The organism is Aeromicrobium sp. Leaf245, from assembly GCF_942548115.1.
Taxonomy (GTDB): domain Bacteria; phylum Actinomycetota; class Actinomycetes; order Propionibacteriales; family Nocardioidaceae; genus Aeromicrobium.
In genome coordinates this window covers 2315437-2335090 of sequence record NZ_OW824151.1, presented here as the reverse complement: position 1 = coordinate 2335090, position 19654 = coordinate 2315437, and the positions used below count along the sequence as shown (strand labels likewise).

The window sequence follows — 19654 nt, the reverse complement described above, 5'->3', positions numbered from 1 at the left end:
TCCGTTCGTCCTGGGTGGTCGGTGGTGCTCAGTCGTTGCGCCCGCCGAACATGATCTCGTCCCAGCTGGGCACCCGCCGACGCTCGGGGCGCTTCTTGCGCGGGGCGACGGTGTCGGGAACGGCCACGTGGCCCTCCTCCTCGTCCAGGTCCTCGTCGACCTGGTGGTGCGCCTCGGCGGGCTCCTGGTCGGCGTGGTCGGACATGTCCTGCTCCTGGGGGGCGATGTCCTCGGTGAGGGACAGCTGCTCCATCGCGCGACGGTCGCGGGCCTCCTTGAGGGAGTGCACCGGTGCGTGGAGCTCGGCGTCGACCTCGTGGCGAGGTGCGTCGTCGTTCGGCGCGACGGGCTCGGCGGAGCGGGTCTCGTCCGCGGCGGGCGTTGCAGGACGGTCCTCGTCGGGGCGCAGGGCGTCGGCGATGGCCATGTCGGAGGCCTCCGGCGGAGCGACGTCGCCCACGAGCCGGCGAGCGGTCTCGTCGTCGGGGACGACGTACCGGCTCTTGGCGTCGTAGCAGAAGGTGGCCGGCTCGAGCGCGCTGGGCGCGAGCACCTGGACGGTCCAGCGACCGTCCTCGCGGCGCCAGGCGTCCCAGCTGACGTCCTCGGGGACGCCGCCGTCGCCCGCCACGCTCTCGTCGACCGCGGACCCGAGCAGGACGCCCGGGCCGGTGGCGTGCCGACGGCGGATGGTGGTGGAGCGCGCCTGCTCGGCCACGTAGGCACGCTCGGCGAGCACCGGGGTGGCGAACCCCTCGATCTGCTCGGTCGGCACACCGGCCGACTCGGCGACCTGGTCGGGACTCTCCCCGCGCCGGATCCTGGCCTGGATGTCGCGGGGGCTGAGCGTGCTTTCCATCGTGATCTCCATCTGGCCGTGTGCGCGGCCGCGGGCACGGGGGGAGGCGTCGACGAGTGCGGCGAGCCGTCGATCGATCGGGACGCGGAACAGCTCGGGACGGCCGGCTTCGCGCAGGACGAGGAAACGTCCGTCGTCGCTGAGCCGATCGGGGCCGAGTTCGCGCATCGAGCGTCCTCCCACTGGTTGCTTCGTCATCCTAGGCTCCGTCCCCGGCCAAACCGTGGCGACACGCGTGCCCAGAGGACTGGGTCGACGACTGGGCAGCCGACCTGCCGCGGCGTGTCCTAGGGTCGATCCGTGCCTGACGTGTGGATCGTGACGCTCGACCTGGTGGGCATCGCCGTGTTCGCCTGCACCGGCGCCATCGTGGCGGTGCGCAAGGAGCTCGACGTGTTCGGCGCGTCGGTCCTCGGACTGGTCACCGGGCTCGGCGGCGGCGTGCTCCGCGACGTCCTCATCGGCGACGTCCCGCCGGCGGCCCTCCTGGACTGGCGCTACCTCGTCGTGCCCGCCGTGGCCTCCGTCGTGGTGTTCGCCTTCCACCCGGTGTTCGGGCGCCGCGAGTCGCAGATCGCCGTCCTCGACGCGGTGGGTGCGGCGCTGTTCTGCGTCGCGGGCGGCGTCAAGGCGGCCGAGGCCGGTCTCGGGGTGCTGCCCGCCGCGCTCCTGGGGATGGTCACGGCCATCGGAGGGGGCATCCTGCGCGACGTGCTCGCCGGACGGGTGCCCGTGATCTTCCGCGAGGAGCTCTACGCCACCCCGGCGTTCACCGGCGCGCTGGTGGCCGTGCTGGCCCATCGCGCCGACCTCGGGTGGTGGGCGTACGTGTCGGCCGGGGCCCTGTGCGTCGTGTGGCGGCTGCTCGCCCTCTGGCGTGGGTGGCGAGCGCCGCTGCCACCGGGCCTCGCTCGCGGCTGACGTCGGAGCTCGCCCGGATCAGTGGCGGGGCAGCACGCGGTCGAACGCCGGGTCGTGGTTGCCGAAGCGGTGCGTGGTGATGGTGACCGACTGCTCGCGCAGGAACGGCAGGAGCTCGACCCGTCCGGACCAGGTGACCTCGCCAGCGTGGACGGCGACGTCCGGATCGCCCTCGACGGCGGCGGCGAGCTCACGCGCGAGCGGGCCCAGCAGGCGCACCCGTCCGGGACGGTCCCGCGACATGCGGTCCAGCCAGTCGGCGTCGTCCTCGACGACGTGCCCGGGTGCGAGGTCGTCGGGCAGGGCCACCGGCGTGGACACCGTGACCGAGGCGCCGGCGCGGAGCCCGGCGAGGACGACCCGAGCGGTCGTGAGCAGGTCGCCGTCACCGCGCACGTGGACCGAGGTCGGTCGGTAGCGGAAGACGTTCCGCTCGACGCCGAGCCCGCTGACGTCCTTCTCGCGGCCGAACTCGCGCTGCCAGGCCAGCTCGTCGGAGCGGGCGGCCGCGGCGAGCTGCGCGGCGTCGGACTGGAGCAGGTGCGGCGTCACCGACGCGAGCGCGGAGGCCACCGGGGCCGAGAGCTCGACGTCGTCGGGGACGTGGCGCAGCGGTCGGCGCGTCCAGGTGCCCAGGTGGGTCAGGTAGTTGGGTCCGCCGGCCTTGCTGGAGGCGCCGACGCTCGACCGCTTCCAGCCGCCGAACGGCTGGCGCTGCACGATCGCGCCGGTGATCCCGCGGTTCACGTAGAGGTTGCCCGCCTCCACGGTGTCGATCCAGCGGTTGACCTCGTCGGGGTCGAGCGAGTGGATGCCGGCCGTGAGCCCGAAGTCGGTGGCGTTCTGCCAGGCGATCGCCTCGTCGAGGTCGGCGGCGTGCATGAGTCCGAGGACGGGGCCGAAGTACTCGGTGCGGTGGTAGGTGCTGCCGGGGGCCACGCCCACCTTCACCCCGGGGGACCAGAGTCGACCGGTGGGGTCGAGACGACGCGGCTGGACGATCCACTCCTCACCGTCGTCGAGGACCGTCAGCGCGTCGAGCAGCTTGCCCGAGGGCGCCTCGACGACCGGGCCGACCGAGACGTCGGGATCGTCGGGCCACCCGACCTTGAGCGAGGTCACGGCGTCGACGAGCTGGCGACGGAAGCGCTCGGAGGTGGCGACGGAGCCGACCAGGATGCCGAGGCTCGCCGCCGAGCACTTCTGCCCGGCGTGCCCGAAGGCGCTCTTCACGAGGTCGCCGACGGCCAGGTCGAGGTCGGCGCTGGGGGTGACGAGGAGGGCGTTCTTGCCACTCGTCTCGGCGAGGAGCGGCAGGTCGGGCCGCCACGAGCGGAACAGGGCCGCCGTCTCCCAGGAGCCGGTGAGGATCAACCGGTCGACCGCGGGGTGGGACACGAGGGACTTGCTCAGCTCGCCCTCGTCCATGCTCACGTAGCGCAGCACCTCGCGCGGCACGCCGCCCTGCCACAGCGCCTCCACCATGACGGCTGCGCACCGGGGGCTCTGCGGAGCGGGCTTGATCACCACCGCGCTGCCGGCGGCGAGGGCCGACAGCACCGAGCCGCACGGGATCGCGACGGGGAAGTTCCACGGCGGGGTGACGACCGTCAGGCCGACCGGGTGGAACGAGGCGCCGTCGACGACCTCGAGGCGACGCGCCGCCTCGGCGTAGTAGTGCGCGAAGTCGATGGCCTCGCTGACCTCGACGTCGGCCTCGGCGATCGTCTTGCCGGTCTCGGCGGCCATGACGGCGACCAGGTCGCCCCGTCGGGTCTCGAGCGCCCCGGCGGCCTGGTGGAGGATCCAGGCGCGGACCTCGGCCCCACGGGCGGACCAGGCGGTCGCGGCGGTCCGAGCGCCCCGCACGAGGGTCTCGAGGGACGCCGGGCCGTGGACGCGGCTCGACTCGATCGTGGAGATCCCGAGCTGGGTGTACGTCGACCGGGACAGCGCCTGACGGCCCCACACCCGGTTCCCGGCCGTGGACGGGTCCGTGTCGGGGGTGTTGGAGAAGCCGTCGGTGTGCGCGTGCACGTGGTGGTCGGTGGCGTCGGTGCGACGGTCCTGGACCCGGTGCGGAGGGGGCACGGTCTCGTCGAGCGCCTTCACGGAGGCGAGGAAGCGCCCTGCCTCGCGATCGAAGGCCGAGGGGTCGTCGGCCAGGTCGAACGCGGCCGACATGAAGTTCTCCGAGCTGGCGTTCTCCTCGAGCCGGCGGACCAGGTAGGAGATGGCGACGTCGAACTCGTCGGGGTGCACCACGGGCGTGTAGAGCAGGAGTGCGCCGACGTCGGCGCGCACCGACGCGACGGGACCGGAGTCCATGCCCAGCAGCATCTCGAAGTCGACGCCGTCGCGCACGGACCGCTCGCCGGCGAGCAGCCAGGCGTAGGCGACGTCGAAGAGGTTCTGCCCGGCCACGCCGATCCGCACGGCGTCGATCCGCTCGGGGGTGAGGGCCCACCGCAGGACGCGCTTGTAGTGCGTGTCGGTCTCCTGCTTGGAGGACCACGTCGCGAGGGGCCAGCCGTGGACGGTGGCGTCGACCCGCTCCATGGCGAGGTTGGCGCCCTTGACGAGGCGCACCTTCACGGACGCGCCGCCGGCCTCCCGGCGGGCGCGGGCCCACGCCTGGATGCGCTGCATCGCCGCGAGGGCGTCGGGGAGGTAGGCCTGCAGGACGATGCCGGCCTCGAGGTCGGGGTGCTCCTCCAGGACGCGTGTGAAGACCGCGATCGTGAGGTCGAGGTCGCGGTACTCCTCCATGTCGAGATTGATGAACGAGCCGCGTTCCGCGGCGATCTCGTACAGCGGGGCGAGGCGCTCGACCACGCGCTCCACGGTCTCGTCGAACGCCCACATGGACAGCTGGCTGGCGACGGCGGAGACCTTCACGGAGACGTAGTCGACGTCCTCGCGCCGCAGGAGCTCGAGGGTGCGGTCGCGTCGGCGCACGGCCTCGCCCTCGCCGAGCACGGCCTCGCCGAGCAGGTTGAGGTTGAGCCGGTCGCCGTTCTTGCGCAGGGTCGCGATCGTGCCGCCGAGCTTCTCGGGCCGTGCGTCGGCGATGAGGTGCCCCACCATGCGGCGCAGCGTGCGTCGAGCGGTGGCGACGACCAGTGCCGGGAAGAGCAGCGAGAAGAAGGCGCCGGTGCGCAGCAGGACCCGCTGGGTCCAGGGCAGGAAGGCCGGAAGAGAGCGGGTCAGGTCCCGCAGGTTGCGGGCCGCGACGTCGGAGTCCTCGGGGCGGACGACGCGGTCGACGAAGCCGATCGTGAAGTCGAGTCCGGCCGGGTCCTTGAGCAGCGTCGCGAGGCGGCGGGCGGCCGGGTCGGTCCGTCGGCCACGTCCCTGCTGGGCGGTCACCCAGTGCCGGACGAGCGCGACCGCGCGCTCCTCGAGGGGGGCGTCGGGCGGCGTCTCGGCGGTAGGGCTCATCTCGGTCGACAGCCTAGTGCGCCGAGGGCCCTGGCGGGGGTGCCGGGCTAGGGGCGGCGGAAGAGTCCGGCGGGGGTGCCGGGCTCGGGGCGGCGGATGCCTGCGGGCCGGTGGAGCGGTCCGGTCGCGGCGGCGGCCGGAAGGACCAGGCCACGACCGCGGCGAGGACACCGGCCACGAGGGGGACGGCGAAGCCCGCCGAGGCGCCGAACCGGTCCACGACGGCGCCGGCGACCGCGGCACCCGGGGCGACACCGATGGCCAGGCCGGTGCTCGTCCACGTGAGGGCCTCCGTGAGCCGCGTCGGCGGCACGTACTCCTCGACCACGCTGGTGGCGGCGATCATGGTCGGGGAGATCATGAAGCCGGTCACGAACATGCCGACGGCGAGCCAGGCGATGCTCGGCGCCAGGAGCAGCGGCGCGAACAGCAGGCCGAGGACCAGGACGGTCCAGCGCAGCCGCGCCACCGAGTCGGAGGGCGAGGGCAGCAGTCCGACCGCCACGCCGGCCAGGAGGCTCCCGGCCGCCCAGATGGCCAGCACCACCCCGGCCGCGCCCGCCGACCCCTCGGCCTCGGTGAACGCGACGACCAGCACCTCGGTCGAGCCGAAGAGCACGCCGATCCCCACCGCGGCCACCAGCACGGGGCCCAGGACGGCCCAGCCGAGCGGCGGGCGGGGTCCGTCCCCGTGCCGACCCGTCGGAGGCTCGGTGGACGTCTGGGCGGCGAGGAACCAGCTGCCCACGACCGCGGCTGCCGTGGCTGTCGCGAGGCCCGCGACGTCGGCGACCTGCAGGGTCAGGAAGGTCACGAGCACCGGGCCGACGATGAAGACGACCTCGTCGATGACGGCCTCGATCGCGAACGCGGTCGTGAGCCGCGGACGGTCGTCGCGCAGCAGGTGGGTCCACCGTGCGCGGACGAGCGACCCGGTCTGCGGCGTGAAGATCCCGCCCACCGCGGCGGCCAGGTGCGGCCAGGGTGCGTCCGCCTCGCGGGTCACGGCGAGGACCACGGCGATCATGCCGGCGGCGTAGCCGGCACCCGCGAGCACCAGGACGCGCCGCTGACCCCACCGGTCGCTGAGCCGTCCGTGCATCGGCGCGACGACGGCGGCGGCTGCCACGTAGGCGGCGGCGACCAGCCCGGCGGCGCCGTAGCTGCCCCCGTGCTCGCGGACGAGCAGGACGAGTCCGAGCGAGGCCATCGAGAGCGGGAGGCGCGACACCAGTCCGGTCAGGCTGAACAGAGCCGCGCCGGGCAGTGCGAGGACGTGCCCGTAGGTCGACCGCACCGTGTCACCTCCTCGTCGCCGCCGGCGGGTGCCGACGCCCCGTCATTCTCGGCGCAGGCAGGCTACCCCCGGCGGGCCGGGGGCCTGCATGGGACGATGACCTCATGGATGTACGCCCCTTCGACGCCCTGCTCTACGTCTCCTTCGGCGGGCCGGAGAAGCCCGACGACGTCGTCCCGTTCCTGGAGAACGTGACCGCCGGCAAGGGCATCCCGCGCGAGCGCCTGGAGGAGGTGGGCGAGCACTACTTCCTGTTCGGTGGTCGCAGCCCGATCAACGACCTGAACCGCGACGTGATCGCGGCGCTCGAGGGCGAGCTGGCCGATCGCGACGTCGACCTGCCGGTCTACTGGGGCAACCGCAACTGGACCCCGTACCTGCGCGAGGCGCTCGAGGCGATGGTCGCCGACGGGGTCCGCCACGCCGCCTACTTCCTGACGAGCGCGTACTCGTCGTACTCGGGCTGCCGCCAGTACCGCGAGAACCTCGCCGACGCGACCGAGGGCCTCGACATCGAGCTCAGCCGGCTCCGGCTGCCGTTCAACCACCCGGGATTCATCGGCCCCTTCGTGGAGCACACGGGCGCCGCCCTGGACGAGGCTCCCGACGGCACGCGGGTGGTGTTCGTGACCCACTCGATCCCTGACGCCATGAACGACGCGAGCGGCGGGCCGGGCGTGGGCGCGTACCGGTCCCAGCACCTCGAGGCGGGTCGGCTGGTCATGGAGGGTCTCGCGCCGCAGCACCGTGACGTGCCGTGGGACCTCGTGTACTGCTCCCGGTCCGGCTCGCCGCGGACCCCGTGGCTGGAGCCCGACGTCAACGACCACCTCGAGCAGCTGGCCGCCGACGGCGTCACGTCCGTCGTGGTCGTCCCGATCGGCTTCGTGTCCGACCACATGGAGGTCGTGTACGACCTCGACACCGAGGCGGCGGAGACCGCCGAGAAGCTCGGCATGAGGTTCGTCCGCGTGCCCACGCCGGGGACGCACCCCGGCTTCGTCGCGATGATCACCGACCTGCTGCAGGAGCGGGCCGCCGTCGACCGCGGCGAGTCGCCCACGCCGGCCACGCTCGGCCGGTGTGCTGCCAACCCGGTCGTGTGCGTGCCGGGCTGCTGCGCGAACCTGCGCGGCGACCGTCCCGCGCACCCGTGAGCCCGTCCGTCCCGCCCGCCCGTGAGCTGCTCCTGACGCTGGCGCACGACGTCGGGCTGGAGGCGGCGGCCCTGGTGCGCCGAGAGCGGCCGGAGGGCCGCGTGGCGGTCGCGGCGACCAAGTCGAGCCCCATCGACGTGGTCACCGAGGTCGACCGGGCCAGCGAGGACCTGATCCGCCACCGCATCCTCGACGCACGGCCCGACGACGGGTTCGTCGGCGAGGAAGGTGCCGACGTGGTCGGCACGAGCGGGGTCGACTGGGTGGTCGACCCGATCGACGGCACCGTGAACTTCGTATACGGGATTCCCGCGTACGCGGTGTCCATCGCCGCGCGGGTCACCGACGCGACCGGCGAGCGGGTCGTCGCGGGCTTCGTGGTGAACATCGCGTCGGGGGAGCGGTGGGGTGCCGTGCTCGAGGGCGGCGCCTGGCGCTGGGACGGCGAACGTCGGGTGCCGCTGCGTGCACCGGGACCGCCGCCGCTCTCCCAGGCCCTCGTCGGGACGGGCTTCAACTACGTGCGCGAGGTCCGCGAGCACCAGGCGGCGGCCGCGGCCCGCCTGCTGCCGCACGTCAGGGACATCCGGCGGATCGGCTCGGCGGCGCTCGACCTGTGCGCGCTCGCCGAGGGCCGTCTGGACGCCTACGTCGAGCAGGGGCTGCACCCGTGGGACCTCGCTGCGGGAGGACTGGTGGCTCGCGAGGCCGGTGTGCTCGTCGAGGGCCTCGACGGCCCGCCGGATCTGCGCCTCGTGATGGCGGCGCATCCTGCGCTTGCAGGGGAATACTTCGACCTCGTCCGGACTTGTGGGTTCTGACCGACGGCCGCTTGCAGCGGTGTGGAACAATCCCGTCGGTTGAACGCACACGACGGAGGGGTACATGGCTACCGACTACGACGCGCCTCGCAAGACTGACGAAGAGCAGTCCGAGGACAGCATCGAGGAGCTCAAGGCGCGTCGCCACGAGAAGAACTCGGGCAAGGTGGACGAGGACGAGGTCGAAGCGGCCGAGTCGTTCGAGCTGCCGGGTGCCGACCTCTCCCACGAGGAGCTGGCCGTCCAGGTGGTCCCGCGCAAGTCCGACGAGTTCACGTGCTCGTCGTGCTTCCTGGTGCACCACCGTTCCCAGCTCGCCGAGGAGAAGGGCGACCGGCTCATCTGCCGGGACTGCGCCTACTGACGCACCGTCCGAGCTCGCTCAGCGCGAGCGCCGACGACCAGGAGCCGGCTTCCGTGAGGAGGCCGGCTTCGCCGTTCCTCCAGCCGTCCGTGCCGCCGCCTGCGCTGCTCCGGCGACGCCACCCTTGGTGGCGCCCTTCAGGGGCTTCATGCCCGGAGGCAGGTCGCCCGTCGAGCGGACCCAGTACCCGGCCGCGCCGCGGCGCACGAGCAGCCTCACGACCTCGACGAGTGCACCTCCGATGACGGCCCAGGCGACGGCCTCGCGGGTCTCGACCTCGGGGTGTCGCCCCGCGGTCGGGGGCTTCTTGCCGGTCGCGGCCCGCCAGGCCAGCGTCGAGACCTGACGTGCCAGCAGACCCGCCGCGACGGTGGAGCCGCGGTCGAGCAGCTTCCACGTGCTGCGGCTCGAGCGCGACGGTCGCCTCGCGGGCGTGGCCGACTCGAGCGTGGGAGCGGACGTGCGGCGTCGGCGCTTGCGGGGCATGGTCGTCACCTCGGGTCGGTGCGGGGTTGGTCGGTGCTGGCTTGGTCGGTGCTGGGCTGGTGGGTGCCCTGGGTGCCGGCCTCGGGTCGGATCGGCCCGGCAGGACGGCCGAGGGTCTGGGCGATCGCGGACGGATCGCGGGTCGAGACCACCCAGTAGGGCGCGGGGTCGGCCGGATCGCGGACCTCCACCTGCACGGCGGTGGCGATGTACGGCCGGACGTGCAGCCAGGCGCGGGCGTCGGCGCCGGGACCGAGCAGGGTCCGTGCACCGGCCGCGTCGAGCGCCGTGACCGCGCCCACGTGCTCGTGCGTCAGGTGGGCGCGCCCCACACGGAGGCCGTCGGGTCCGGCCTCGAGCACCGTCGACCCGTACGACCACAGCAGGGCACCCGCCACGACGGCCACCGCCACGGCCACGGCGACCGCGGTCGGCGGTCCTGCGACGACGAACGCCACCCAGCCCCACGCGATCGCGAAGGCCGCGACGGCGATCCACCACGCGGGGGGAGCGAGGAGTCGCTCACGACGGGTTTGCACGCTCCCAGCCTGCCGCATCCGGGCGTGGTCGGCCCGAGTAGGGTCGCGAGCATGCTCGAGATCGCGGTGCGTCGCCTCGACCCGCGGCTCCCGGCCCCGACCTATGCGCACCCGGGTGACGCGGGTGCCGACCTGCACGCCGCCGAGGATGCGACCCTCGCGCCGGGCGAGCGCGTGCTCGTGCCCACGGGCATCGCCCTGGCCCTGCCCGACGGCTTCGCGGCCTTCGTCCACCCACGGTCCGGGCTGGCCCTGCGCCACGGACTCTCCGTGGTGAACACGCCCGGCACCATCGATGCCGGCTACCGGGGCGAGATCAAGGTCCTGCTGGTCAACCACGACCTGCACGAGACCGTCCGGATCGCCCGCGGCGACCGCATCGCGCAGCTCGTGGTGCAGCGGGTCGAGCACGTGACCTTCCGCGAGGTCGAGTCACTCGAGGACACCAGCCGAGGCGCCGGGGGCTACGGCTCCACCGGGGGCCACCGATCCATGGGGGAGGACGCATGATCCGTCGACGCCGAGAGCGTGACGACCAGGCAGTGCAGACCGACGAGACGGGCACGGAGCCCGACGTCGTGTCCACGACGCCCACCGAGGAGCCGTCCGGCCCCTGGGACTCGCGAGACTTCACCGGGGACGGCACGGGCTACATCGACCTCGGACCGCTGCGCATCCGCGGACGCATCGGCTTCCAGCTCCAGGTGCCCCAGGACGACGGCGGAAGCACCGGGTCCGTCGTGCTGGTCACGGAGGAGTCGGGGCTCGAGCTGCGGGTCTTCGCCGCGCCGCGCAGCGGTGGGCTGTGGGACGAGGTCCGTGGCGAGCTGCTCGCGGAGGTCGAGCGGCTCGAGGGCACGGCCGAGCAGGTCGACGGACCGTTCGGTCCCGAGCTTCGCGTCCAGGTCCCCGTGAAGCTCCCCGACGGCCAGGACGGCTTCCAGCCGTCACGGATCCTCGCGGTCGAGGGGCCGCGCTGGATGCTTCGTGCGACCTTCCTCGGGTCGGCTGCGCTCGAGCCCGACGAGGACGGACTGCTCGAGCGTGCGTTCCGTGAGGTCGTCGTCGTCCGAGGTGACGAGCCGCGCCTGGTGCGTGAGGCCCTGCTCATCGAGGTGCCCGAGGGTGCGGTGGCCGAGGAGCCACCCGGCCACGGCACCCAGGCCTGAGGTTCGCGGCCTAGGATCGAGACATGGCATCCCGACTGCGCCGCCCCATGCGCCGCGCGACCCTCGAGCAGCTCGAGGACCAGGAGCTGCAGCGCAGCGCCGACGCCGCGGGCTGCCGGTTGCTCACCGCCCAGGCCGAGAGGTCGGTCTGCTCGCTGCACGGTGAGCTGCGGTCCGTCACCACCCGCCCGGTCGCCGACGGTGCGAGCGCCCTCGAGGCGCAGCTCTACGACGGGTCCGGGCAGGTCACCCTCGTGTGGCTGGGCCGACGCCGGATCGAGGGCATCGAGCCCGGGCGACGTCTGACCGTGCACGGCCGCATCGGTCGCCGCGGCGACGCCTTCGTGCTCTACAACCCGCGCTACGAGCTGGACGCATGAGCGAGGCCGGCGCGAGCGTCGCCACCGTCGAGGAGCTGGTGCGGTCCAAGCTCTCCGAGGCGCTCGGCGGCGGGCGCGGCATCGTCGAGAGTGCCGTGCCCACGATCGTGTTCACGATCTGCTGGATCAGCACGCAGGACCTGCGGACCTCGCTCGTCGCGAGCGTCGGCGCGGCGGTCCTGCTGGTCGTGGTGCGGCTCGCCCAGCGCTCCACCGTGCAGTTCGTGCTGAACGCCCTCATCGGCATCGCCATCGCCGCCGTGTTCGCGTCGCGCAGCGGCGAGGCTCGTGACGTGTTCCTGCCCGGGATTCTCTACAACGGCGCCTACGCGGCGGTGTTCATCGTCTCGATCCTCGTGGGGTGGCCCCTCATCGGGTTCCTCATCGGCAGCCTCACCGGCGAGCCCACCGAGTGGCACGAGGACCGGCAGCTCGTCCGGCTGTGCTCCCTGCTGACCTGGCTCTTCGCCGCACCCTGCATCCTGCGGGTCGTGGTGCAGTACCCGCTGTGGGCCGGCGACCACGTGGCGCTGCTCGGCACCTCCAAGGTCGTGCTCGGCTGGCCCCTGCAGGTCGCGGCGTTCGCGGCGATGGCGTGGGTGCTCTCGCGCAACTCCACCCCGATCGAGGCCGAGGCCGAGCCGGAGCCGCCTGCTACTCGGTGACGCGCTGTTCGCTGCGGCGGGGCCTCGACCTGCGGCTGCGCTGCTCCGGGTGGGTCTCGACCTGCGGCTGCGTCGATGTGGCTGGGTCTCGACCTGCGGCTGCGTCGATGTGGCTGGGTCTCGACCTGCGGCTGCGTCGCTGTGGCTCGTCGTCGACCTGCGCTCCGAAAGGGCCTCGACCGGCGGAGGGGTCTGGGCCCGGTCGGGTTCTCGGAGCGTGGCTCGGGGGACGCAAGGTTCTGCGTTCGTGCGTGAGGGGTCGATGGATGCTGCGTTTGCTACGGGATCCCGTAGCAAACGCAGCATCGTTCGGATCGCTGTGCGCGAAGGCAGAATCATGCGTCCGACGGGGCCCTTCGTGCGTCGGGTGGGCAGGGGTTCTTCCTTTGCGTGGCACGGTCCACGCGAAGGAAGGATCGTGCGTGGATCCCGCGCCGATGGAGAATCGTGGCCGCGCCCCGCAGACCCAGCCGAGTCGAGACCCACCGTTCCGGTCGAGGCCTTTCGGAGACCACCCCGACGCGCAGCCACAGCGACGCAGCAGTGCGTGAACGCCCGGCCGGGCAACGTAGGCGCGAGCGAACGCCCAGCCGGCCGACACAGCAGCGAGCGAACGCCCAGCCGCCGACGCAGCCACGACGCCTCAGGACGAGCAGCGACTCACGACTTGGGGGAGAGCAGGGCGCCGATCTCGTCCTCCGCGTCCGGTGCGGTGACGAACAAGAGCTCGTCGCCCGCCTCGAGCGAGCGCTCCGGGTCGGGCGTCTCGATCGCGTTGTCGCGCAGGATGGCCACGAGGACCACGTCGCGTGGCCACGGGACGTCGCGCACGAGGCGCCCGGCGAAGGGGGAGTCCTCGGGCATCGTCAGCTCGACCAGGCTGGTGTTGCTCTGGCGGAAGGTGAACAGGCGCACGAGGTCGCCGACCGACACCGCCTCCTCCACCAGGGCCGACATGAGCCGCGGGGTCGAGACCGCCACGTCGACGCCCCAGGTCTCGCCGAACAGCCACTCGTTGCTCGGGTGGTTGACGCGACCGACGGTCCGGGGGACCGAGAACTCCGTCTTGGCCAGCAGCGAGACGACCAGGTTGACCTTGTCGTCGCCCGTCGCGGCGATGACCACGTCGCACGTCTGCAGCCCGGCCTCCTCGAGGGAGGACATCTCGCACGCATCGGCCAGAAGCCACTGCGCCTTCGGCACGAGGTCGGACCGGATGGACCCGGGGGACTTGTCGATCAGGAGCACCTGGTGCCCGTTCTCGGTGAGCTCGAGCGCGACGGAACGGCCGACGGCACCGGCTCCCGCGATGGCGACGCGCATCAGGCCTCCTCAGGTCCGGACTCGAGCACGCGGTGGGCCTGGTCGGCGTCGCCCTCACGCATGAAGACGGCGAGCAGGTCGCCCTCCTGCAGCACCGTGCGTCCGCTCGCGACCAGGCCGGACCCGAGGCGCGTCAGGTAGGCCACGCGGACTCCCGCGGCGTCCTCGAGGCTCGAGACCTCGTGACCGATCCACGGGAACGGGGCGTAGAGGGTGTCGAGTCGCAGCTGGCCGGACGGGTCGCGCCACGCGGGCTCCGACCCCGCCGGGACGAGCCGACGCAGGACCTGGTCGGCCGCCCACGGCACCGTGGCGACCGTGGGGACGCCGAGGCGCTCGTACACCTCGGCGCGGCCCGGGTCGTAGATGCGGGCCACGACGTTGTCGACGCCGAACTGCTCACGCGCGACCCGTGCCGAGATGATGTTGGAGTTGTCGCCGCTCGAGACCGCGGCGAAGCCGTCGGCGTGCTCGATGCCGGCCGCACGCAGGACCTCGCGGTCGAAGCCCATGCCGGTCACGGTGGTGCCGGTGAAGTCCGGCCCCAGGCGGCGGAAGGCGTCGGGGTTGGAGTCGATGACGGCCGTGGAGTGGCCGCGCTCCTCGAGGCTGCGCGTCAGCGTCGAGCCGACGCGTCCGCAGCCCATGATGACGATGTGCACGAGGCGACGCTACACCCGTCGGGACCGGCCCGGAGCCCGCATCCAGGGCGACCGGCGCAGCGATCCCGACAGGTCTACGATCGTCGCTCGTGGGCATGGTCGAGTCCGTCAAGCGGACGCTCGTCGGACGCAAGCTTCGCAGCACCCAGCTCGGGGAGACGCTGCTGCCGAAGCGCATCGCGCTGCCCGTCTTCGCCAGCGACGCCCTGTCGTCGGTGGCGTACGCGCCCGACGAGATCTTCCTGACCCTGTCGATGGGCGGCATCACGGCCTACGCGTTCAACTGGAAGATCGGCCTCGCCGTCGTCGTCGTGATGCTCACCGTCGTCGCGTCCTACCGCCAGAACGTGCGCGCCTACCCCAGCGGTGGAGGTGACTACGAGGTCGCCACCACGAACCTGGGGCCCAAGTCGGGCGTCACGGTGGCCAGCGCGCTGCTCGTCGACTACGTGCTCACCGTCGCGGTCTCGATCTCCTCGGGGGTGCAGAATGCGACGTCCGCGGTGCCGTGGCTCGTCGGCCACGAGGCCCTGGCCGCGTCGGCGCTCGTCCTCCTGCTCATGACGCTCAACCTGCGCGGCGCCAAGGAGTCCGGCCGCGCGTTCGCCGTGCCGACGTACCTGTTCATGCTGGCGATCGCCCTGATGGCCTGCTGGGGACTGGTCCGCTACCTCCTGGGTGACCTGCCCCAGGCCGAGAGCGCCCGGTACGAGATCGCCGCCGAGGCGCCCTACGACTCCGCGCTCACCGGCCTGGCCATGGCGTTCCTGCTCGCCCGGGCGTTCTCGTCCGGATGCGCCGCCCTCACCGGCGTGGAGGCGATCAGCAACGGCGTGCCCGCCTTCCGCAAGCCCAAGAGCGCCAACGCCGCCACCACGCTGCTGCTGCTCGGCACCATCTCGATCACGATGCTCATGAGCATCATCGTGCTGGCCGACGCCATGCACATCCGCTACGTCGAGGACCCGGCCCGCCAGCTGCTGCTCGACGGCCGACCGGTGGGTGACGGCTTCGAGCAGGACACCGTCATCGCGCAGCTCGCCAAGGCGCTCTACAGCGACGCGGCGCCACTGTTCTACTTCACGATCGCCTGCACCGGCATCATCCTCGTGCTGGCGGCGAACACCGCCTTCAACGGCTTCCCCGTCCTCGGTTCCATCCTCGCGCGCGACGGACACCTGCCGCGCCAGCTCGACACCCGCGGGGACCGGCTGGCCTTCAGCAACGGCATCGTCCTGCTCGCCGTCGCCGCGATCGCGCTGATCGTCGCCTTCGACGCCGAGGTCACGAAGCTCATCCAGCTCTACATCGTGGGCGTCTTCGTCTCGTTCAACCTCAGCCAGCTGGGCATGATCCGGCACTGGACCCGGCACCTCGCCGCCGAGACGGACCCCGCCGAACGGCGCCGGATGAAGCGCTCGCGGCTCGTCAACGGGTTCGGCCTGGCCATGACGGCCACCGTGCTCGTGATCGTCCTCATCACCAAGTTCCTCGCCGGAGCCTGGATCGCGATCCTCGCCATGACCATCGTCTTCTTCCTCATGGTGGGCATCAACCGGCACTACCAGCGGGTCAACGCGGAGCTCGAGATCGACGAGACCGACGTCGCCCTTCCCTCGCGCGTCCACGCCGTCGTCCTCGTGGGCCGGCTCCACAAGCCGACCCTGCGGGCCATCGCCTACGCCCGAGTGGCGCGGCCGAGCAGCCTCGAGGGTCTCTACGTGGAGCTCGACCCGCACGACACCCAGGTGCTGCGCCAGCGGTGGGACGACCTGCAGATCCCCGTCCCGCTCACCGTCGTGTCGTCGCCCTACCGCGAGCTCGTGCGCCCCGTGGTCAAGTACGTCAAGGAGGTGCGCCGGGCGAGCCCCCGCGACATCGTCAGCGTCTACATCCCCGAGTACGTCGTCGGGCACTGGTGGGAGCAGCTGCTGCACAACCAGACCGCGCTGCGCCTCAAGGGACGCCTGCTCTTCATGCCCGGCGTCATGGTGACCAGCGTCCCGTACCAGCTGAGCTCCGCCTCCCGCGTCGACCCCCGCAGCACCATCGGCAGCGCACCCGGCGACGTGCGCCGCGGCATCGGGGACCGGCCCGGCCCGGACGGACCCGCATGAGCGCGGTCCTCCCGATCGTCCAGGTGGGGCCCGTCGCCCACGGTGCTGGTTCGGTGTGCTCCGAGCCCCGGGGAGGTGGGTTCGCGTGACGTCCGAGGGTCTTCCCGTGGTCGAGGTGGGGCCCGTCGCCCACGGTGCGACTTCGGTGGGCTCCGGACCCCGTGGGACAGTTCTCGCGTGACGTCCGAGGCTCTTCCCGTGGTCGAGGTGGGGCCCGTCGCCCACGGGGGCTCCTGCGTGGCGCGGCTGGACGGGCAGGTCGTGTTCGTGAGGCACGCGCTGCCGGGGGAGCGGGTCAGCATTCGCGTCACCGACCGCACCAAGCGGTACCTGCGCGCCGACGCCGTGGAGGTGCTCGAGGCGTCCCCCGACCGGGTGGCCCCGCCGTGCGACCTCGCGGGGGTCTGCGGAGGCTGCGACTTCCAGCACGTCGCCCCCGAGGCCCAGCTGCGGCTGCTCGGGTCGGTCGTGTCCGAGCAGCTGCAGCGCCTCGCCGGCATCGAGCGGGAGGTGCGGGTCGAGGCCGTCGGTCCCTCCCTCGGCTGGCGCACCCGCGTGACGTGGTCGACCACCCCCGACGGACGCGCAGGACTGCGCCGCCACCGCTCCCACGAGGTCGTCCCGGTCGGGCACTGTCCGATCGCCCACCCCGGCCTGCCCGACGTCCTGTCGCACCGCTGGGACGCCCCCCAGGTCGAGGCGATCGTCTCCTCCACGGACCAGCAGCTCCTCGTCACCGACGCGACGGTGCCCAAGGACCTCCACGTCGACGGAGTCGCAGGCACCGACGGCACGCGGCGCGCAGGTCGCACGCGGCTCACCGAGCGCGTCGAGGGCCACGACTTCACCGTGACCGGCTCCGGCTTCTGGCAGGTGCACCCGGAAGCAGCGCGCACCCTGGTCGACGCCGTCCTCGAGGCCGCCGAGGCCCGACCCGGGGATCGGGTCGCCGACCTCTACGCCGGGGTCGGGCTGTTCACCGCGTTCCTCGCCGACCGCGTGGGGCCCCAGGGCACGGTGGTCAGCGTGGAGGCCGACACCCAGGCCGCGCGCGACGCCCGCCGGTCGCTGCACCGGCACGCCCAGGTCCGCCTGGTCTCCGCCACCACCGAGCAGGCGCTCCGTCACGACGCCGACCTCCGTCGGGGCGTCGACCTGGTGGTCCTCGACCCGCCACGGACCGGGGCCCGACGCGCCGTTCCCGACGTGGCGCGGCTCGGTGCCCGTCGCGTCGTCTACGTGGCGTGCGATCCCGCGGCCCTGGCCCGTGACGTCGCGACGTTCGCCGAGCACGGCTACCGGCTGGGGGACCTGCGGGCGTTCGCCCTGTTCCCCATGACCCACCACGTGGAGTGCGTCGCGGTGCTCGACCGGATTCCCGACGTCGACTGAGAACGCGGCGCACCCGACCGGCGTAACCCCTGGTGACCACCGATCGGTGGTCACGTGACCAGGAGGATCGCCATGAGAACGTCCCACGTCCAGCCCCGCTCCCGCCGCCGCGCCGCTGCCGCTGCTGCTGCCGCCGTCGCGCTCGTCGCCACCGCCGGCCTCGTCGTCTCCGCCGACGCCGCCGTGGTGGAGCCGTCGGGCAAGGCCCTCGGCCTCGCCGGCGACGGCAAGGTGCTGCACCGGCTGAACCTCGACCAGCCCTCCCGCCTCACCACCCTCGGTCCCGTGAAGGGCCTGACCGGCGAGGACGAGCGACTGGTCGGCATCGACTTCCGGGTCCAGAACGGCCGCTACTACGGCGTGGGCAACGCCGGCGGCATCTACACCGTGAACTCGGGCAACGGCCAGGCGGTCAAGGTCTCACAGCTCAGCGTGGCCCTCGAGGGCCGCGACTTCGGCGTCGACTTCAACCCGGCGGCCGATCGCCTGCGCATCGTGAGCGACACGGGCCAGAACCTGCGCCACGACGTGAACCAGCCGACGCCGACCACCGCCGTCGACACGCCGCTCTCCTACGGCGACGGTGCCGCCCAGGGCGTCACCGCCGTCGCGTACACGAACAACGACACGAGCGCGAAGACCGGCACGTTCCTCTACGACATCGACACGTCGCTCGACCAGCTGGCGGTCCAGGTCCCGGCGAACGCGGGCACCCTCGCGCTGGCCGGCCCGCTGGGCACCAACGCCGTCGGCGTGGCCGGCTTCGACATCGTGACCGTGCTGGACGACGGCGTGGCGGTCGACAACGTCGGCTTCGCCGTCCTGCGTCCTGCGCGCTCGAACACCTCCTCGGTCCTCTACGAGATCGAGCTGCAGAGCGGCGCCGCCACCCGCGTGGGCAACTTCCCCCGCTCCGTGGGCGACATCGCCATCCAGGTGCCGTGAGGTCGGTCCACGACGTCCGGTGAGCTCCGCGGGCCATCTCGACCGACCGGTCGGGGTGGCCCGCGGCGCGCTTGCTTGTGCGCGGGGTCCTGCACGGGCAGGGTGGGGCGCATGACACTCGGTCTGCGGTGCGCGGCGTCCCCGGCGGGCCCACGTCTCGGACCCGGACGTGGGTTCGAGCGACCGGGGCGAGCCCCACGATGAGCGGGCCGGACACCCACGAGCCCCACGCGCCCGACGGCGACGCCCTCGGGGACGACCGTCAGGACGGGTCCGAGCACCGGTCGGTCGCGGACCTGCGGCGCTCGGCCCTCGCGCAGGACGCCCTGCTGTTCTGCGTGGCGTTCACGGCGGGCGCGTCGGTCGTGCTGCTCGCCAGGCTGCTCGGCGGTGCGGCCGATCCCGACCTCTGGACCGTCGGGCGGTCCGACGACCTGCTCCTCGGCGGGCTGGTGGCGGGGGAGCTCTTCCTCGTCTGGAACAACGGCTGGCGCCAGGGCGTGCGGGGGCACAGCATCGGCAAGCACCGCGAAGGACTGCTCGTGGTCCGCCCCGGGACCGCACGGCCCACCGGTGCGCCCCGCGGCCTCCTGCGCGGCCTGACCGCAGCACTCCTGCTGGACCTGGCGGTCGCCGCGATCCCGATCGGGCTGCCGACCGTGTTGCGCCGGTTCACGCCCGAGGCGTGGCACGTCGGTGCCGCCGCCTACGTCGCGGTCCTGCTGCTGCTCGTGCCGCTCCTGGTGGGACTGCGTCGAGGCGTCCTCGACCGGGTGGCCGGCACCGAGGTCGTCAGGGCCGTGGGCGCCGACGCCGTCACCTCCGACCCTCGTCGACGTGCGCTCGTGGTGCTCGACCTGGTCGGACTCGCCGGCGTGCTGGCCGTCTGCGCCGCTCACCTGTCCTTCGTGTGGCCGCTGATCTGGCGCTGGCCGGGCCTGCTCTGAACCATCCGAGCGGGGTTCGCTCGATTTCCTCTTGACATCATGTATCTTGACATCAAGAGACTTATCCGACCGCCGGGCCGCCCGTCGCACTCCCACTCCGGATCGACTTAGGCCCACCTGACATGGCGAGCGCGCCGTGTGGTCGGCAGGATGGAACACGACGCGAAGG

General features: G+C 72.8%; 19 protein-coding genes. 12 read left to right on the top strand and 7 right to left on the bottom strand.

Features of this window, described 5'->3' with window-relative positions; all coding sequences use genetic code 11:
• Nucleotides 1-28: 28 nt before the first annotated feature.
• Nucleotides 29-1027, bottom strand: a complete 999-nt coding sequence (gene sepH / locus NBW76_RS11515; RefSeq protein WP_250246798.1) for a septation protein SepH — start codon at nt 1025-1027, stop codon at nt 29-31.
• Between the two features lie 132 nt (nt 1028-1159).
• On the opposite strand from sepH, the gene NBW76_RS11510 reads away from it, so the two are divergent.
• On the top strand, nt 1160-1780 hold the full coding sequence (locus NBW76_RS11510) for a trimeric intracellular cation channel family protein (protein WP_156364782.1): 621 nt from the start codon (nt 1160-1162) through the stop codon (nt 1778-1780).
• Between the two features lie 18 nt (nt 1781-1798).
• Here NBW76_RS11510 and NBW76_RS11505 read toward each other — a convergent pair whose 3' ends face one another.
• Complete coding sequence (locus NBW76_RS11505; protein WP_056554467.1) at nt 1799-5221, bottom strand: bifunctional proline dehydrogenase/L-glutamate gamma-semialdehyde dehydrogenase; 3423 nt, start codon at nt 5219-5221, stop codon at nt 1799-1801.
• Between the two features lie 13 nt (nt 5222-5234).
• On the bottom strand, nt 5235-6518 hold the full coding sequence (locus tag NBW76_RS11500) for an MFS transporter (protein WP_056554470.1): 1284 nt from the start codon (nt 6516-6518) through the stop codon (nt 5235-5237).
• A 104-nt stretch (nt 6519-6622) separates the two neighbouring features.
• Between NBW76_RS11500 and NBW76_RS11495 the strand changes: the two genes are divergently transcribed.
• From NBW76_RS11495 to NBW76_RS11485, 3 genes are all read left to right on the top strand, one after another.
• Complete coding sequence (locus tag NBW76_RS11495; RefSeq protein ID WP_056554473.1) at nt 6623-7675, top strand: ferrochelatase; 1053 nt, start codon at nt 6623-6625, stop codon at nt 7673-7675.
• A complete protein-coding gene (locus tag NBW76_RS11490; RefSeq protein WP_056554912.1) occupies nt 7672-8496 on the top strand; it encodes an inositol monophosphatase family protein in 825 nt (274 codons plus the stop codon). The genes NBW76_RS11495 and NBW76_RS11490 overlap by 4 nt, the downstream gene beginning before the upstream one ends.
• A gap of 64 nt (nt 8497-8560) precedes the next feature.
• Nucleotides 8561-8860: a DUF4193 domain-containing protein gene (locus NBW76_RS11485; RefSeq protein WP_055967866.1), complete on the top strand. Its 300-nt coding sequence runs from the start codon at nt 8561-8563 to the stop codon at nt 8858-8860.
• A gap of 18 nt (nt 8861-8878) precedes the next feature.
• Here NBW76_RS11485 and NBW76_RS11480 read toward each other — a convergent pair whose 3' ends face one another.
• Entirely contained in the window at nt 8879-9346 is a 468-nt protein-coding gene (locus tag NBW76_RS11480) for a DUF4235 domain-containing protein (RefSeq protein ID WP_156364783.1), read from the bottom strand.
• Between the two features lie 5 nt (nt 9347-9351).
• The gene (locus tag NBW76_RS11475; protein WP_162239217.1) at nt 9352-9885 is read right to left on the bottom strand and encodes a DUF3093 domain-containing protein; all 534 of its coding nucleotides are present in this window, start codon (nt 9883-9885) and stop codon (nt 9352-9354) included.
• Nucleotides 9886-9936: 51 nt separating this feature from the next.
• Between NBW76_RS11475 and dut the strand changes: the two genes are divergently transcribed.
• Genes dut through NBW76_RS11455 form a run of 4 tightly spaced genes read left to right on the top strand, consistent with a single transcriptional unit; the run spans nt 9937 to nt 12099 of the window.
• Nucleotides 9937-10395 (top strand): dUTP diphosphatase, encoded by a 459-nt coding sequence (dut, locus tag NBW76_RS11470; protein WP_055967875.1) that lies wholly within the window; start codon nt 9937-9939, stop codon nt 10393-10395.
• A complete protein-coding gene (locus tag NBW76_RS11465) occupies nt 10392-11054 on the top strand; it encodes a DUF3710 domain-containing protein (RefSeq protein WP_056554482.1) in 663 nt (220 codons plus the stop codon). The genes dut and NBW76_RS11465 overlap by 4 nt, the downstream gene beginning before the upstream one ends.
• A 23-nt stretch (nt 11055-11077) precedes the next feature.
• Complete coding sequence (locus tag NBW76_RS11460; RefSeq protein WP_055967880.1) at nt 11078-11434, top strand: OB-fold nucleic acid binding domain-containing protein; 357 nt, start codon at nt 11078-11080, stop codon at nt 11432-11434.
• On the top strand, nt 11431-12099 hold the full coding sequence (locus tag NBW76_RS11455) for a DUF3159 domain-containing protein (protein WP_056554484.1): 669 nt from the start codon (nt 11431-11433) through the stop codon (nt 12097-12099). The genes NBW76_RS11460 and NBW76_RS11455 overlap by 4 nt, the downstream gene beginning before the upstream one ends.
• Before the next feature lie 660 nt (nt 12100-12759).
• Here the strand turns inward: NBW76_RS11455 and NBW76_RS11450 are convergent.
• A complete protein-coding gene (locus tag NBW76_RS11450; protein WP_055967886.1) occupies nt 12760-13422 on the bottom strand; it encodes a TrkA family potassium uptake protein in 663 nt (220 codons plus the stop codon).
• A complete protein-coding gene (locus NBW76_RS11445) occupies nt 13422-14069 on the bottom strand; it encodes a TrkA family potassium uptake protein (RefSeq protein WP_369797016.1) in 648 nt (215 codons plus the stop codon). The genes NBW76_RS11450 and NBW76_RS11445 overlap by 1 nt, the downstream gene beginning before the upstream one ends.
• 110 nt (nt 14070-14179) lie before the next feature.
• Here NBW76_RS11445 and NBW76_RS11440 point away from each other — a divergent pair, with 110 nt between their 5' ends.
• From NBW76_RS11440 to NBW76_RS11425, 4 genes are all read left to right on the top strand, one after another.
• Nucleotides 14180-16201 carry an APC family permease gene (locus NBW76_RS11440; protein WP_055967892.1) on the top strand — a complete coding sequence of 674 codons (2022 nt, stop codon included), beginning with the start codon at nt 14180-14182 and terminating at the stop codon, nt 16199-16201.
• Between the two features lie 177 nt (nt 16202-16378).
• Nucleotides 16379-17593: a class I SAM-dependent RNA methyltransferase gene (locus NBW76_RS11435; protein ID WP_056554488.1), complete on the top strand. Its 1215-nt coding sequence runs from the start codon at nt 16379-16381 to the stop codon at nt 17591-17593.
• Nucleotides 17594-17665: 72 nt separating this feature from the next.
• Complete coding sequence (locus NBW76_RS11430; protein ID WP_055967898.1) at nt 17666-18538, top strand: DUF4394 domain-containing protein; 873 nt, start codon at nt 17666-17668, stop codon at nt 18536-18538.
• 200 nt (nt 18539-18738) lie between these two features.
• The gene (locus NBW76_RS11425) at nt 18739-19485 is read left to right on the top strand and encodes a hypothetical protein (protein WP_055967901.1); all 747 of its coding nucleotides are present in this window, start codon (nt 18739-18741) and stop codon (nt 19483-19485) included.
• Nucleotides 19486-19654 lie beyond the last annotated feature (169 nt).